Annotated in this window: 10 protein-coding genes and 1 pseudogene; 6 read left to right on the top strand and 5 right to left on the bottom strand. The window is 75.4% G+C overall.

Features of this window, described 5'->3' with window-relative positions; translation table 11 throughout:
- Positions 1-49: 49 nt before the first annotated feature.
- A complete protein-coding gene (locus ACIA6B_RS28875; RefSeq protein WP_396778116.1) occupies positions 50-5,830 on the bottom strand; it encodes a TIR domain-containing protein in 5,781 nt (1,926 codons plus the stop codon).
- Between the two features lie 109 nt (positions 5,831-5,939).
- On the opposite strand from ACIA6B_RS28875, the gene ACIA6B_RS28870 reads away from it, so the two are divergent.
- Positions 5,940-7,172: an SLC13 family permease gene (locus tag ACIA6B_RS28870; RefSeq protein WP_396778114.1), complete on the top strand. Its 1,233-nt coding sequence runs from the start codon at positions 5,940-5,942 to the stop codon at positions 7,170-7,172.
- 502 nt (positions 7,173-7,674) lie between these two features.
- Here ACIA6B_RS28870 and ACIA6B_RS28865 read toward each other — a convergent pair.
- Positions 7,675-8,109, bottom strand: a complete 435-nt coding sequence (locus ACIA6B_RS28865; protein ID WP_396778112.1) for a hypothetical protein — start codon at positions 8,107-8,109, stop codon at positions 7,675-7,677.
- Complete coding sequence (locus tag ACIA6B_RS28860; RefSeq protein WP_396778110.1) at positions 8,102-9,442, bottom strand: molybdopterin-dependent oxidoreductase; 1,341 nt, start codon at positions 9,440-9,442, stop codon at positions 8,102-8,104. Before ACIA6B_RS28860 ends, ACIA6B_RS28865 begins: the two co-directional genes overlap by 8 nt.
- 216 nt (positions 9,443-9,658) lie before the next feature.
- Here ACIA6B_RS28860 and ACIA6B_RS28855 point away from each other — a divergent pair, with 216 nt between their 5' ends.
- Positions 9,659-10,729, top strand: coding sequence for an NAD-dependent epimerase/dehydratase family protein (locus tag ACIA6B_RS28855; protein WP_396778108.1), 1,071 nt, complete (start codon positions 9,659-9,661; stop codon positions 10,727-10,729).
- Between the two features lie 162 nt (positions 10,730-10,891).
- On the opposite strand, the gene ACIA6B_RS28850 is transcribed toward ACIA6B_RS28855, so the two are convergent.
- The gene (locus ACIA6B_RS28850) at positions 10,892-12,385 is read right to left on the bottom strand and encodes a hypothetical protein (protein WP_396778106.1); all 1,494 of its coding nucleotides are present in this window, start codon (positions 12,383-12,385) and stop codon (positions 10,892-10,894) included.
- A 145-nt stretch (positions 12,386-12,530) separates the two neighbouring features.
- Between ACIA6B_RS28850 and ACIA6B_RS28845 the strand changes: the two genes are divergently transcribed.
- The 3 genes and pseudogenes from ACIA6B_RS28845 (at position 12,531) to ACIA6B_RS28835 (ending at position 14,676) form a co-directional block, all read left to right on the top strand.
- Entirely contained in the window at positions 12,531-13,205 is a 675-nt protein-coding gene (locus ACIA6B_RS28845) for a glycosyltransferase family 2 protein (RefSeq protein ID WP_396778104.1), read from the top strand.
- Positions 13,202-13,861 (top strand): annotated as a pseudogene (locus ACIA6B_RS28840) (DUF2064 domain-containing protein); the annotation flags it as partial. The gene ACIA6B_RS28845 and the pseudogene ACIA6B_RS28840, both read left to right, overlap by 4 nt.
- A 92-nt stretch (positions 13,862-13,953) precedes the next feature.
- Positions 13,954-14,676, top strand: a complete 723-nt coding sequence (locus ACIA6B_RS28835) for a methyltransferase domain-containing protein (RefSeq protein WP_396778102.1) — start codon at positions 13,954-13,956, stop codon at positions 14,674-14,676.
- 41 nt (positions 14,677-14,717) lie between these two features.
- Here ACIA6B_RS28835 and ACIA6B_RS28830 read toward each other — a convergent pair whose 3' ends face one another.
- Positions 14,718-15,050, bottom strand: coding sequence for a winged helix-turn-helix transcriptional regulator (locus ACIA6B_RS28830; RefSeq protein ID WP_396778100.1), 333 nt, complete (start codon positions 15,048-15,050; stop codon positions 14,718-14,720).
- A gap of 123 nt (positions 15,051-15,173) precedes the next feature.
- Here ACIA6B_RS28830 and ACIA6B_RS28825 point away from each other — a divergent pair, with 123 nt between their 5' ends.
- A complete protein-coding gene (locus ACIA6B_RS28825) occupies positions 15,174-16,130 on the top strand; it encodes an SDR family NAD(P)-dependent oxidoreductase (protein ID WP_396778098.1) in 957 nt (318 codons plus the stop codon).
- Positions 16,131-16,159: the final 29 nt, after the last annotated feature.

Genomic DNA, 16,159 nt, shown 5'->3' with positions numbered 1-16,159 from the left:
CTTGATCAACGTGCCGAGGCGGAGGCGGAGTGGGGGCGGGGCGGGGTGGTCAGAAGGGGGCGTCGACGGCCAGGCGACGGACCTGGGTGAGGTAGGGGTCCAGTTCGCCGACCTCGAAGCGGCAGGTGCCGATGACGTGCCAGAACTGGCCACCCGGGTCGCCGTCCAGCTTGTAGCGGCCGTCCGGGCTGACCGCCGCCCAGCCGTCCGGCAGACCGATCAGCGTGGTCCGCAACTGGGCGTGCTCCGGGTCGGCCACGTCCCACAGCCGGACCGTGCCGTCGTCGCCGGCGCTGGCCAGCAGGCTGCTGTCCGGGCTGAAGTGCACCGACCAGACCCGCCGGGTGTGCGCGGCGAGCGTGCCGTGCAGCCGCCCGGTGCCCGGGTCCCAGAGCCGGATCACCAGGTCGTCGCCGGCGGTGGCGAGCAGGTTGCCGTCCGGGCTGAACGCGCACGACCAGAGCCGACCGGTGTGCTCGGTGAGCACCGTGCGCGCCTCCCCGGTGGCCACGTCCCACACCACGGCGGTGCCGTCGTTGCCGGCGCTGGCCAGTAGCGTTCCCTCGCTGTTGAAGCCGATCGAGTAGACCCGTTCGGTGTGGTGCTCCAGGGTCAGCCGGCAGGTGGCGGTGGCCGCGTCCCACAGCCGGACCATCTGGTCGTCGCAGCCGGTGGCGATGGTCTCGCCGTCCGGGCTGAACGCCACCGTGCGGACCCGGCCCCGGTGCGGGGTGAGCGTGGCGAAGTGCCGGCCGGTGCGGCGGTACCAGAGGCGGACCGTGTCGTCGTCGTTCGCGGTGGCCAGGGCGTCGCCGTCGGGGCTGAACGCGACCGCCCAGACGTGGTCGGTGTCCACGTTGAGTTCCCGCTCGTCCACGCCGGTGTCGGTGTTCCACAGGTGCACGCCGCCGTCGCCGCTGGGCGTGGCGACCAGCGGCTCGTCCGGGCAGAAGATCACCGAGAGCAGGCGGTCGGCGGGGGTGGCGAGCTGACGCAGCAGGCGGCCGGTGCGCGGTTCCCAGAGCCGGACCACGCCGTCGTTGCCGCAGGCGGCCAGCACCTCCCCGTCGTCGCGGAAGGAGAGCGCGGTGACCCGCCGGCCGTGCCCGCGCAGCGTGTGCTGGAGCTGCCCGGTGCGCACGTCCCACAGTCGGGTGGTGCCGTCGTTGCTGCTGGTCGCCACCTGGTTCTGGTCCGGCCGCCAGACCACCGGCCAGACCGAGCCGCGGTGCCGGGTCAACTCGTGCCGCACCTGGCCGTCGGCGGTGTCCCAGAGCTGGATCGCGCCGTCGCTGGCCGCGGTGGCGAGCAGGTTGCCGTCCCCGTTGAACCGGACGCTGTAGATCGCACCGCGCTGCCGGCCGAGCACCCGGACCGGCCGACCGGTCTCGGTCTCCCACAGCCGCAGCGCGCCGTGCGTGTCCCCGGTGGCCATCAGCGTGCCGTCGGGGCTGATGTCCAGCGCGTACACGTCGGCCTCGTGGCCGCGCGGCTGCCGCAGCAGCTCGCCGTCGGAGGCCCGGCGGACCCAGACCCGGCCGTGCTGCCCGACGGCGGCCAGCAGTCGACCGTCCGGCGAGTGCACCACCCGGTAGACCACCTCCGGCTCCCGCACCTCGAACGCGAGCCGGCCGGTGTGGATGTCCCAGCCGCGGACCGCGCCGGCGCTGTCCACCACCACCACCCGCCGGCCGTCGGGACTGAACGAGGTGCCCCAGATCGGCGCGTCGTGCCCCGGCCACTCGTGGCGCAGCCGGGCGGTGCGGGTGTCGAAGAGCCGGACCACGCCGGCCGCGTCGCCGACCACCAGCCGGCCCCGGCGCTCGTCGGTGAGCAGCGGCCACACCCAGCCCGTGAAGACGTCCTCGATGACGTGCCGCACGTCGCCGTGGTCGGCGTCCCACAGCCGTACGGTCAGGTCGGCCGCGCCGGTGACGAGCTGGTGCGAGGCGGCGTCGTAGCGCACCGCGTACACCCGGGACCGGTGCCCCTGGAGCGTGCGCACCGGCAGCCCGGTGGCTGTGTCGCAGAGCAGCACGCCACCGTCGTCGCTGCCCACCGCCAGCACCGCGCCGTCCGGGCTGTACGCCACCGGCACCGGCAGCCGGCCCACCTCGAAGCCGTACCCGACGCCCACCGCGGGCGGCGCCAGCCCGGGCGCGACCGGCCGCCCCGGCGCGACGACCGCGCCGCGCAGTTCCGGCGCGCGCAGCAACGCCGGGTCGGCGCTCACGTCGATCAGCGCGGTGCGGTGCCAACTGCTGCCGGCGATCCGCGCGCCACGCAGGTCGGCCCGGAACAGCCGGGCGCCGGCCAGCTCCGCGCCACGCAGGTCCGCCCCGGCGAGCCGCGCCTGGTCCAGACGCGCACCGCGCAGCCGGGCGTGCTCCAGCCGCGCCTCGGTCAGGTTCGTCGCCACCAGCCGGGTGTCGGTGAGGTCCGCGCCGGTCAGGTCCGCGCCGGCGAGTTCCCGGTGCGACAGATCCTCGCCGCGCAGCACCGCGCCGCGCAGGTCGGCCCGGTCGGGCAGGCGCAGCCGGGCGGACAGCCGTAGCGCGTTCGCGCGCAGCGTCTCGCCGGCCGACTCGTCGCCGAGCACCCGGGCCGTCCACGCGGTGCAGCGGGCCGGGTCGGCGAGGTCGCCGAGGAACTCCACGGCCAGCGCGGACAGCGACCGGACCGCCAGCGCGGTCGGCTCCTCGCCCCGGTTGAGCTGCTCGGCGACACCGTCGGCGACCAGCCACTCCATCACCGAGGTGTGGATGAAGCCGAACAGCCCGTCGTCGGTGCGGACCAGCAGGCTGCCCGCGCCGACCGCGTGCGCGGCCTGCGGCCCGGAGAGCCGGGACTCGGCCCGCCCGGCGAGCTGGCCGGTGGACTCGGTCAGCTCGGCGAGCCGCAGGTAGGACTCGCCGCTCTCCCAGAGCTGGAACGCCAGCCGGCTCACCGCCTGCCACAGCTCCGGCCGGCGCAGGCTGACCGGGGCCCCCGGGATGCCCTGGGTGCGCCGTTCCTCGAAGTCCAGCCAGGACTCCAGGATCTCCCGGTAGAGCGCGGCGGCGCTGAACGTGCCCCCGGCGCCGGCCACCGCGGCCAGCCGGCCCTCGTCCAGGTTGGCGATGAACCCGAGCATGCGCGGGTTACGGGACAGTCCGAGCAAATCCTTGACGCCGGCCAGCAGAGTCATCCGCTCGCGGGCGGCGGCCTCGTCGCCGTCGTAGCGGTGCCGCAGGAACGCCTCGATCTGGCCGGGGGTGAAGTCCTCCACCGCCAGCACCCGGCGGTGCGGCAGCAGGCCGACCCGCTCGCCCAACGCGGTCAGCACCTGCGAGTTGGTCTTGAAGTGCTGGGTCCGGCTGCTCACCACGATCTTCGCCGCGCCCTCGGCGGCCTGGAGCAGCGTCTCCAGGTGGTCGGCCGCCCGGTCGTAGGTCACCCGGGCCACCAGCTCGTCGAACCCGTCGAAGAGCAGCACGATCCGGCCCTGCCGCAGCATGTACCGGAACGCCTTGAGGTCGATCACCTGCTCGCCGTGGTTGGCCAGGTGCGCGGCGACCAGGCCGTCCACCGAGTGCGCCTTGTCCAGCGCGCGCAGCTCGACCAGGATCGGGATCAGGTCCGGTGCGGCGGTGGGCAGCCGGCGGGCCACCTCCCGCAGCGCGAACGTCTTGCCCCGGCCGAAGTCGCCGAGCACCAGCACGAACCGGCCGTCCGGGGCGGAGACGGTCTCCAGCAGCTCGTCCACCACGTCCTCGCGGACCCGCTGGTCCGCGCCGACCAGGTGGCGGTAGCGCTGGGGGACGTACTGCCCGGGCGGGTAGAGCCGGTCGGCCTGGAGCCGGGCGGTCTGCGCGGCGACGTAGTCGCGCAGGTCCAGCAGGCCCTGGAACTCGGTCAGGTGCAGCACGCGCACGCCGCGCCGCTGCGCCTCCTCGGCCAGCCCGCGCGGCACCCGGTCGCCGTCGTAGACCAGCTCGGACCCGATGTCCGGGTCGGTGGCGTGCACCCGACGGGCGAACCGGTCCACGTCGTCCGGCCCCGGCGTGCCCACGTGCGCGCCGACCCGCTGCTGCCGGACCACCCCGTCGGAGCGGTAGCTGACGTACAGGTGCGGCGGGTCGCCGTCGACACGCCGCACCACCACCCGGTCGTAGCGGGCCTCGCACACCTCGGCGAGCCGGTCCAGCAGCCGCTCCACCGGCGCCGCCGGCGTCGCCGCCGCGGCCGGCGCAGCGCCCTGGGTGGCGCCCTCCACCAGGGCCGGTCGCCTGGGGTCGGGCACCTGGGCCGGGCCGGCCGCGCCGAACGTGGCCTCGGCGCGGGGCCAGCTCACCGCCGTCGACTCGCCGACGTCCAGGCGGTCGTCGCGGCCCAGCACCCAGCGGGTCATCCCGTCCGCGCCGAGCCGCAGCACCTGCGCCCGGCCGTCGCGCGGCGCGGCGGCCAGCGGCACCACCGGGTCGATCCGGCCGGTCGGCGCCGCGTCGGAGATCAGCAGGTTGAGCATCGGGCCGACCAGCCGGTTGACCGAGCCACGGTCGCGCAGCGACACCCGGTCCGGCGGGACCTCGTCGGCGTACGGGCTGCGCGGGCCGGGGGCGTGCGCCATCGCGCCCAGCCGCAGCCAGCCGGACTGCTGGTAGTGGCGCAGCCGCTGGGCGAACCAGCTCGACTGGGCCTCGCCGAGGAAGCCGTAGCGGTCCTCCTCCCGGTGGGTGATGGCGATGGTGGAGTTCAGCCCGGCCACCACCACCCGCAGGTCGGGAATCGGGAACAGCGTCCAGGGCTGTTCGCTGTCGAAGAGCCGGTCGTCGAGCCCCTGGTAGAGGTCGTCGAAGAGCCGCGCGTAGTGCCGCCACTTGGGCCAGTACGGCGGCTGCGGGTCGACGTCGTCGGCCTCGCAGGTGGCGAAGTACGCCCGGCAGGCGGCCATCGTCACGTCCCGCGGGCCGGGCACCACCACGAGGCGGTGCGGTTCCAGGCCGAGCAGCACCCGCAGCCCGGTGAGGAAGCTCAACGCGTCGGAGAACTCGCGCGGGCTGCCCGACTCGGTCAGGTTGCCGGCCACCACCAGCAGGTCGGGGCGGGGCACCCCGTCGTTCATCAGCAGCGTCAGGTCACCCATCAGGTGTTCCTGCACCTCGCCGGGGGTGACCGGGGCGCCCGGGTCGAGCACGCCGCGGCCGAACCGGGGCCCGGCCACCTGGAGCACCGTGACGCTGTCGCGCGCCGTGGGCGGCGCCACCGCGGCCGGCGGGAACGGCGGCGGGTTGATCGGGGTACGCCGGGGGCGACGCTGCGCGGGGGCCCCGGCGGCGGGCGCGGCGAGCAGCCCGGCGGGATCGTCCGGGTGGTGCGGGAACGCCGGTTGCCGCATCGGCTTGGCCCGACCGTCGAGCGTCTCGCGGATCCGGTTCAGCACCCGGGCGCGCGCCTGCGCCGGGTCGTCCACGCCGACCAGGTCGACGTAGGTGATGGTGGCGAGCAGACCGTCGATCGGGCAGTCCTCGACCCGCACGGTGACCAGCTTGTTGCCGGTGCCGTCCGGGTCGGCGCGCAACGCGGCCTGCCACTCCAGCTTGCCGTACGTGGAGTGCAGGTAGCGTTCGGACAGCACCGCCACCACCACCTCGGCCTCACGGACCCCGCGGTCCATGAAGTCGATGAAGTTGGTGCCGGCCACGAAGTCCCACGCCTGGATCATCGTGCGGTAGCCGGCGGTCTCGAACTCCCACGCCAGCCACGTCGCCCAGCGTTCGTCGGCCGGCGAGTAGCTGATGAAGAAGTCGATGGGGCGGTCGGACCGGGTGGGGTGCGCGCCTACAGCCACATGGTCATTATGACCACCGACGGTCAACAGATCGACACCCTCGGGCAGCTCGGTATGCCGCCCATGTCGGGCCGGACCGGTCGGGGCGGATGTGCGAGGATCGTCGTTCGTGGAGACCGTCGGCGATCCGCCCTCCGCCGCGCCGGCCCGATCCCGTCGGAGCCGGCTGCACGTGCTCGACTGGATCGCGATCGGGCTGGCCGTGGTCGGCGTGTTCTGCGTGCTCACCGGCCTGCTCCCCCGCACCGACGCCGAGGCCACCGTACGCCGGATCGTGCCCATTCTGATCTTCCTCGGCACGGTGGTGGTGCTGGCCGAGCTGACCGCGGTGGCCGGCGTGTTCGACGCGCTCGCCGCCCGGGTGGCGATCACCGCGCGGGGCAGCTTCCGGGCGCTGTTCTGGCTCTGCGTCGGTTTCGCCTCGGTCACCACCATCGCGCTCAACCTGGACACCACCGCGGTGCTGCTGACGCCGGTGATGATCGCGCTGGCCCGGACGCTGAACGTGCCGCCGACGCCGCTGGCCATGACCACGGTCTGGCTGGCCAACACGGCGAGCCTGCTGCTGCCGGTGTCCAACCTGACCAACATCCTGGCCAGCGACCGGATCGGCCTGGACCCGGTGCCGTGGGCGGCCCGGATGTGGTGGCCGCAGCTCGTCGCCATCGCAATCACCATGCTGCTGCTGTGGTGGTGGTACTGGCGACCGGCCCGCGCCGGGGCCGACCCGTTCGTCCCGCCGCCGCCGTACGTGGCGCCGGACCGGTTGCTCTACCGCACCGCGCTGGCCGCCTGCCTGCTCTTCGTCGGCGGCGTCCTGGCCGGGGTGGAGATCGGCGTCGCCTCCGGGGTGGCCGCCGCGATCGTGGTGGCCGGCTTCGCGGCGCGCGCCCGGCACCGGCTGCGGCCGGCGCTGGTGCCGTGGCGGCTGCTGGTGTTCGTCACCGGCCTGTTCCTGGTGGTGCAGACCATCGGCCGGCACGGCCTGGACGGCGTGATGGGCGCGCTGATCGGCGCCGATCCGGGTGCGGAGGGGGCGCTGCGGGCGGGCGCGGTCGGCGCGCTGTTCAGCAACGTGGTCAACAACCTGCCGGCGTACGTGGCCGGCGAGGCGGTGATCGCCGCCGACCGGCACACCCAACTGCTGGCGCTGCTGATCGGCACGAACGTGGGTCCGCTGGCCACGCCGTGGGCGTCGCTGGCCACGCTGATCTGGTACGAGCGTTGCCGGGCCGCCGGCGTGGCGGTGCCGCTGGGCCGGTTCGTGACGACCAGCGCCGCGCTGGCCGCCCTCGCCACGGCGGGCACGGTGGCCGCGCTGCTGATCGGCCCCGGCGCCTGACCCGTCCCTCTCCTCCGGCGGCCCGCCCGACCCGCTCGGCCCGGTGCTGCCCGGCTCGGCGCTGCCCGGCCCGGCCGTTCGGACGGCCTCGGCCCGCTCGGACGACCGACGAGATACACGGCATCACTGTGGGTAACGACAGGGAACAATGCATGCGGTACCAGCGATATACCGCAGAGGCATAATTATGCCTCTGCGGTATATCGCTTCACCGGACGATGCCGAGGCGTCGCGACACGCCGGTCAGCCGCTGAGCACCCGCAGCCAGTGGAACCGCTCGCCGGGCCGGGCAGCACCGGGCCGAACCGGACCGAGCAGCCACCGGGCCGAACCGGACCGGGCAGCACCGGGCCGAACCGGACCGGGCAGCCACCGGGCGAGCCAGGCACACCCGAGCCCAGCCGGACCCAGCCGAGCCCGAGCCCAGCCGAGCCCAGCCGAGCCCAGCCGAGCCGAGCCGGGCAGCACCGGACATATCCCGCCAGCCCGGGTCGCCTGGCGGTCAGCGTCCACGGTGGCGCAGCCGACGGACCGCATAGAGCAGCGCGCTCGCAGCGAACAGCACGGCGCTGAGCGCCAGCCAGCGGCGCAGCAGTGGTTCGGGCGTCAGCCCGGTGGCCGCCGAGTACGTGCCGTCACCGAGCCCGAGCACGCCGGGCAGATAGACAAGCAGCAGAAGCCCCGAGCCGAGCGCCGGCACCCGCACGTGGTTGCGCACCGCCGGGGCGACGCGCCGCAGCAGCCGGTCGAGGGCCGCGTACGCCGGGAACAGCACCAGGTCGTGGGCGATCACCGCGCCGACGAACCAGAGCAGCATCCGCCCCGCGGTCGGCTCGCCGGCCAGCCGCAGCGCGATCCAGCCGGTCACCGCGAAGCAACCGGACAGGAGCGCCAGGTGCCACCACGCCGCCCCGTACGCCCGCCGGAACTCAGCCATCGAACTCGATCTCCTCGACCCACTTGGTGCAGTGCACGCCGGGCAGCGCCGGCACGATGATCCGGGCCGGGAAGCCGTGGTCGGGGCTCAGGTCGACGCCGTTGACCCGCAACGCGAGCAGCGCGTCCGGGTCGCCGACCTCACCGCCGTGCAGGGTGGCCCGGCTGAACAGCCCGCCGCGTTCCAGCGAACGGACCCGTGCCGTGGCCGGCTCCGCGGCGCCGACCAGCGCGGCGAGGTCCCGCAGGCGTACCCCGGTCCAGGTCTGCGACGTCGACCAGCCCTCCACGCAGGCGATCGGCAGCGCGGCGGTGTGCTGCGGCAGCGCGAGCAGCCGGTCGCGGTCGAGCGTTTCGGTCCGGTCGCCGGCGCGCACCGTCAGCGACCAGCCCGGCCCGGTCCGGTCCGGCGTGACGCCGGCCGCGGCGGCGGTGCGGTTGACCGGGAAACCGGTCGGCCCGTCGCCGATCCTCCGGCCGCGCGGCAGCAGCAGCGCGGTGCCCCGCAGCGCGTCCACGCTCTGCCCCACGGTCAGCGCGGCCAGCAGCAACGCGCCGCCGCCGGCCAGCGCCAGCACGCCGCGTCGGCTCATCGTCGCCGGGCCGGGGCGGCGGGCCACCAGGCCGTCCGGGTCCGCCGGCTCCGGCCGGGACCGGGCCGGCGGGGTACGCGCGAAGCCCGGCCCGCGCAGCGCGGTCACCAGCCGGGGCAGCTTGACCGCCACGTGCACCACCAGCGCCACCGTGAAGATCCAGGCGCCGTACCAGTGCGCGGTGTAGAAGTCGAAGCCGAACAGGTACGCGTACTGCACGTTGAGCAGGCCGGTGGCGCTCTGGAACAGGATGCCGCCGACCAGCAGCAGCAACGACAGCCGCTCCAGCACCTGCGCGACGGAACGGGCGGGTGGCCAGGCGAACAGCTTCGGCACCACCGACCAGAGCTTGGCCAGCACCACCGGCACCAGCACGATCCCGAGCGTCACGTGCAGCCCCTGGGTGACCCGGAACAGCCACGCCGGCCGGGTCGGCCAGTCGAACACCGGCGGGTGCAGCCACCCCACGTCCCGGGGGAACGCCTGGTCGAAGCGGGGGCCGTAGGCGATCCAGTCGAGCAGCCCGGTGACGATCACCAGCGGCAGGGTGGCCAGCAGCACGGCGCCCAGCATCGAGGTCAACCACGGTCCGCGTACCGGGCTGCGCCAGGCGCGGTCGACCGCGTCGACGCCCGGGGGGCGGTGGCGGTCCAGGGCCCGCCAGAGCCGGGCCGGCGCGGCGTACCGCGGCTCGACCGCGGCGGGCGCGGGGTCGTCCGGCGGTGGGACGTCGGTGGGCACGGGCACCTCCTCCGGCGACGGGGCCGACCGGCCGGCCGGCGCTTCCGGGATGGGACGCTAGACGCCGCCGGTCGCCCGCGACGGCGTTTGCCGCATTACCGAAGCCTTACCGCGGTCGTCCTTACGGACCGCCTTACCGCGGTCGTCCTTACGGACCGCTGACGTCGGACGTGAACCGGCCGCCGGCCCGACCCGGGTGCCCTAGCGTGGGCCGGTATGCGGGTACTGCTCACCGGCGCGGCCGGCTTCATCGGATCGCAGATCGCCGACCTGCTGGCGGCCGAGGGCCACGAGCCGGTCTGCCTGGACGCCCTGCTGCCGCAGGCGCACGGCGGCGCGCTGCCGGAATGGTCCCGGCGGCACGAGCCGACCGTCGGCGACGTCCGCGACGCCGACCTGCTGGACCGGCTGCTGGCCGGTGTGGACGCGGTCTGCCACCAGGCGGCCATGGTCGGGCACGGGCTCGACCCGTCCGACGCGCCGGACTACGCCGGGCACAACGATCTCGGCACGGCGGTGCTGCTGGCCGCCATGCACCGCGCCGGGGTACGCCGGCTGGTGCTGGCCAGCTCGATGGTGGTCTACGGCGAGGGGCGCTACACCTGCGCCCGGCACGGCGTGGTGCGTCCCGCCGCGCGCCGCGCCGCCGACCTGGCCGCCGGCCGCTACGACCCGACCTGCCCCGGCTGCGGCGACCCGCTCACCCCGGCGCTGGTGCCCGAGGACGCGCTGCTGGAGCCGCGCAGCACGTACGCGGCCAGCAAGCTCGCCCAGGAGCACTACGCCGCGGCGTGGGCCCGGCAGACCGGCGGCGGTGTGTGGGCGCTGCGCTACCACAACGTCTACGGCCCCCGGATGCCCCGCGACACCCCGTACGCCGGGGTGGCCTCGCTGTTCCGCTCGGCGCTGGCTGCCGGTCGCGCCCCGGTCGTGCTGGAGGACGGCCGGCAGCGGCGGGACTTCGTGCACGTCACGGACGTGGCGCGGGCGAACCTGCTGGCGTTGACCGCACCGCCGCCGGACGGCCTGGTGCCGGTGAACGTCTGCTCCGGCGAACCGCACACGGTGGGCGACCTGGCCACCGCGCTGGCCGAGGCCATGGGCGGCCCGGCGCCGGAGATCGCCGGCGGCGCGCGGGCGGCCGACGTCCGGCACGTGGTGGCCGACCCGTCCCGCGCCCGCGACCTGCTCGGCTACACCGCCCGGGTCACGTTCGCCGAGGGCGTCAACGCCTTCGCCACCGACCCCCTCCGCTCCCCCGCCACCCTCTCCCCCCAACCCGCCTGACCCGCCCGCGCCCTCCCTCCTCCCTCCCTCCCTCCCGCCCTTCGGGCCTCCCGCCCTCCCGCCCTTCGGGCCGCAGTTTCCCGGAAAGAGTGGCCATTCCGCCCGGGACAGCCACTCTTTCCGGGAAACTGCGCGGCCTTGCCGGCAGGGGCGAGGGTGGGATCAGGAGACGGTGCGGAGGAGGTGGTTGACGAGGAGGGCGGTCACGGCCTGGGCGGCGAGCCAGCGGCGGCGGGTCGACGGAGGCAGGTGCGCGGCGGCGACGAGCAGCCAGACCACGAACGGCAGCCAGATGCGCTCCACCTCGGCCTTGCTCATCCCGGAGAGGTCGGCGGCGGCCACCGCCAGCGCGGCGGCGGCCGGCAGCAGCACCGTCGGCCCGAGCCCGACCAGTCGCCCGGCCCGACCCGTCCAACCCGCCCAACCCGTCCAACCCGTCCAACCGGTCCAACCGGCCCAACCCGTCCGACCGGCCCGCCCGGCCCGACCGGTCCAACCGGGGCGGCGGGTGCTGGCCGGGCCGGTAGCCGACCAGGCGGCGCGTGCCGCGACGGCGGTACGGCGCAGCGCCGGCCCGAGCACCGGACCGGCGGAGAGCAGCAGCGCGGCCAGGTTCGCCCACACCCAGTACGCGTACGGGCGGTCGGCCGCCCAGCCCTGGTAGTAACGCTCGACGACCCGGTCGTACCCCTCCCACCACCGGAAGCCGGAGAGCACGAACAGCGCCGTGACGACCGAGACGCCGGCGGTGGCGGCGAGCAGGGCGGTTCGGCGGCGGTCGGGCCGCAACGCCAGCACGGTCAGCGCCAGCGCGCCGACCAGCACGAACCCGTACGACAGGTGCAGCGCGAAGCCGAGCACCAGGCCGCCGGCCAGCGCGGCGAGCGGTCCGCGTACCGCCAGCAGCGCGAGCCCGGCGGCGACCACGCCGGTGAACACCGCGTCGCCGGAGGCGCCCAGCCACACCGCGCCGGGCAGCAGCACCAGGAACGGCAGCACCGCCCGGGCCGCGTCGGCGGCGCCCAGCGCGCGCAGCGTGACCGGCACGGAGACCACCACTGTCGCGCCGACCAGCACGCAGCACAGCGCGGCGGCGGCGCCCCCGCCCAGCCCCACCCGGTCCAGCCAGACGAAGACCAGCAGCGCGCCCGGCGGATGCCCGGCGGTGTGGGTGGACCAGGAGTCGGGCTGGAAGTCCAGGATGCGGTCGGTGAAGCCGGCCAGCATGCGGGGGATGTCGGTCACCCCGGGCACCTCGTGCAGGTACTCCGCCTGCGGCGTCAACCGTCGAGTCAGCCCGGTCGTCCAGCCGTCCACCAGGGCCAGCGCCAGCGTCCACGCCACCGCGGCCAGCCAGCCGACGGCCAGCAGCGGCCCCCATCGGGCGGTCCGGGCCCAGCGTAGTCCCGGTCCGAGCACGGCGAGCGCGACGAGCGCCGCGAGCGGCGTACTCCAGCCGGCGTGCGGACGCCAGGTGGCGTAGAGCGGCGCCGCGTCGGCGTGCAGGCCCACGCCACGCCGGTTGAGCACCAGGCCGACCAGGACGGCGGCGGCGAGCAGCGCCGCCTCGACCGCGACCACGACCAGATCGCCCCGGTGCGGGGAGCCGGTCCGGTCCGCGGCGGGGGCGCGACGCAGGGTGGGTGCGGATCTCATGACGACCGCACGGTACGGGGGGCCGGCGCGGGACGGGACCGCAACCGCCGGCCCGTCACGGGATGGTAAGAAGTGCCTGCTCGTAACGGTTCCGTAAGCACGATCGAGGGCTCTGCCGGGTGACGGTCGGCCTAGCGTCGGCGGCATGCGGACACAGATCGACGTGGTGCTGCCGTGCCTGGACGAGGCCGCCGCCCTGCCCGGCGTCCTGAACGCGTTACCGCCCGGTTACCGGGCGATCGTGGTGGACAACGGCTCCCGGGACGGCTCGCCCGAGGTGGCGGCCCGGCACGGCGCCCGGGTGGTGAGCGAACCGCGTCGCGGTTACGGCGCGGCCGTGCACACCGGGCTGGAGGCCGCCGGGACGGAGCTGGTCTGCGTCCTGGACGCGGACGGCTCGTTCGACCCGGCGGAGCTGCCGGCGCTCGTCGCCCCGGTCGCGGCGGGCACGGCCGACCTGGCGGTGGGGCGCCGTCGGCCGGTGTCGGCCGGCGCCTGGCCGTGGCACGCGCGGGCCGGCACCGCGCTGGTCGCCGCGTTGCTCCGGCAGCGTGGGGTGCCGCTGCGTGACCTCAGCCCGATCCGGGTGGCCCGCCGCGAGGCGTTGCTGGCGCTCGGCGTCACCGACCGGGCGTTCGGTTATCCGTTGGAGTTGATGATCCGGGCGGCGGCGGCCGGTTGGCGGATCCACGAGCACGACGTCCGCTACGCCCCGCGCGCCGCCGGTACGCGGTCCAAGGTGTCCGGCTCGGTACGCGGCACGGTCCGCGCGACCCGGGACTTCCTCACCGTGCTGCGCAGTGTGGACGGCCGGCGGTGACCGTCCTGCTGGTGGTGGCGAAGGCCCCGGTGCCGGGGGCGGTGAAGACGCGGCTGTGCCCGCCGGCCACCCCGGCGCAGGCGGCCCGGATCGCCGCCGCCGCGTTGCGCGACACGCTGGACGCGGTCGCCGCCACCGGCGGGGTGACGCCGGTGCTGGCGCTGGCCGGGCGGCTGGCCGACGCCGAGGACGGCGCGGACCTCGCCGCCGCGGTCGCCGGCTGGCCGGTGCTGCCGCAGTGGGGCGACGGCCTCGCCGAGCGGCTGGCCCACGCGCACGCCGACGTGGCGCACGCGTACCCGGGGCGGCCGGTGCTCCAGATCGGCATGGACACCCCGCAGGTGACGCCGGCGCTGCTCGCCGACGGCGTACGCCGGTTGGCCGCGCCCGGCGTCGACGCGGTGCTCGGCCCGGCGGCGGACGGTGGCTGGTGGGCGCTGGGGTTACGCGACCCGCGCCGCGCGGCGGCGCTGCGCGCGGTGCCGATGTCCACCGCCGAGACCGGGCGGCTCACCTACGCGGCGTTGTGCGACGCGGGCCTGCGGGTGGGCGCCCTGCCCACGCTGCGCGACGTGGACGACTGGGCCGACGCCCACGCGGTCGCCCGGGGCGTGCCCGGCGGCCGGTTCGCCCGCGAGGTCGCCACGCTGCGACCGGCGGGCCGCCCGGGACAGCCCGGAGACCACCGCGATCGGGGTAGCCCCGCCCTGGTGGCGATGACACCCGATCGTCGACCGAAGGCGGTTCGGTGAGCGCCGGCCCCGCGAGCGCGACCAGCGCGCCGGGCCTGCGGGCCCGCCAGTCGCCGGCCCGGACCAGCCCGGCGAGCGCGACCGGCGTGCCGGCCGGTGTGGACGCCTTCGGCATCGCGCTGCGCGAGCGCACCGGCAGTCACTGGCTGGTGCAGGCCGACGGGGTTCGCCGGCGGCTGCCGGTGGACCGGTGGCACGGCCCGGCCGAGGCGGCGACCGCCACGGTGGTGGCCCGCTGCCACGGCCCGGCGTTGGACCTGGGGTGCGGGCCGGGCCGGCTCACCGCGGCGCTCACCCGGGCCGGCCTGGCCGCGCTCGGCGTCGACGTCTGCCCGCGGGCGGTGGCGTCGACCCGGGCGCGCGGCGCGGTCGCGGTGCGCGCCGACCTGTTCGGCCCGCTGCCGGCCGAGGGCCGGTGGCGGCACGTGGTGCTGTTGGACGGCAACATCGGCATCGGCGGCGACCCGATCCGGCTGCTGCGGCGGTGTCGGGAGCTGCTGCACCCGGACGGCACCGTGCTGGTCGAGCTGGACCCGCCCGGCAGCGGCGCCTGGCAGGGCCGGGCGCACGTGGTCTCCGGGCGGCGGCGGGGGCCCAGCTTCGGCTGGGCGCGGCTGGACACCCATGCGGTGCACGGCCCGGCCACGACCGCCGGGCTGGCCGTGCGGGACCTGCGCTCGGCGGACGGCCGGTGGTTCGCCGAGCTGGCCGGGGCCTGACCGCCGATCCCCGCACCGTGGCACGGCGCTACCGCCGCCCGTCAGCCGGTACGGGGCGGGAGGTTGTTGACGCGCCTGCTGGCCGCGATGGCTGGTTGATGCGCGATGGCCCATCTGGCCAGGCCCGACAGCGGCTCCAAGAGGGATCTGCCGAGGGGTGTGAGGCGGTACTCGACGCTGGGCGGGGTCGTCGCGAAGACCTCCCGGTGGACCAGTCCGTCCTTCTCCAACCCGCGCAGCGTGCGGGTGAGCATGCGCTGACTGATCGCCTCGATGCCTCGGTGAAGGTCGTTGAACCGATGCGGTCGCTGCCCGAGCAGGACCACCACGAGGACCGTCCACTTGTCCCCGACCCGGCGCAGGACGTCGGTCACCGGGCACTGATCGTGCTCGTCCCCGGGCACCGGGCTCGGCAACACGGTGTCGAGTGGGGCAGGCACATCGGTGTTCGCTGCTGACATTGAACTGCCTTCTTCCGCGATCCAGCCGGGTTACCGATGATGGCGGTACTTACCAAGAGTAACCAGGGAGAAGAGATGGCCACCCCTCAGCACGACGGCACCGGCCCGGATGCGGCAGCGCGGGGCCGGACCGTTGTCGTCACCGGAGGCAGCGACGGCATGGGACGAGGCGTCGTGCTCGGCCGAGCGGCACGCGGCGACCGGGTCCTCGCGATCGGGAGCAACCCGGCCAAGGGCGAGTCCCTGCTTGCCGAGGCCACGGCGTCCGGGGCGGGTGACCGGGTCGAGTTCCTGGCGGCCGACCTCAGCACGATCGCCGGCAACCAGGCGGTGATCGATCATGTCGCGGCCACCTACCGGACCGTCGACGGCCTGGTGCTGGCGGCGAACCGCCAGTCACCTCGGCGCGTCGAGACCGGCGACGGATTCGAATCGACCTTCGCGCTCTACTACCTGAGCCGCCACCTCCTGGGCCACGGCCTGATGCCCGCGCTGTCGGCGGCCTCGAAGCCGGTGATCGTCAACATCGCCGGTGTCGGACTCACCTCCGGAAAGATCAACTGGGACGATCCGCAGCTGCGGAACCGATATCGCACCATCGCGGCACAACTCCAGGCAGCACGCGCCAACGATCTCCTGGGAGTGTCGATGGCGGGCCGGTTCGGCGAGCGGGTTCGCTACGTCCTCTACCACCCCGGGTTCACCCGCAGCGGCGACTCCGCGATGGAGCAGGTCAACCCCCTGACCCGGGCCGTCATCAAGGCCCTCGCCTCGGTTGCCGCCCGGCCGGTGGCACGGGCGATCGCGCCGGTGCACGAGTTTCTCGACTCGCCACCCACGGTCCCGTTGACGGCAGTCGACCGCGGCAGGCCCGTGCCGCTCGACCTGAAGACCCTCGACCCGACCGCGGCGCGACGCCTCGCCGGCATGACCGAACAGATCCTGGCCGATGCCGATCCGACACCGGTCACGCGTAGGGACGGCACCCGGTGAGCCGGGCCGGCCACGCGCACCGCGGATGT

Origin of the sequence: Micromonospora sp. NPDC051141 (genome assembly GCF_044455765.1) — a bacterium.
Lineage (GTDB): Bacteria > Actinomycetota > Actinomycetes > Mycobacteriales > Micromonosporaceae > Micromonospora.
This window is presented reverse-complemented; position numbering and strand designations above follow the sequence as displayed.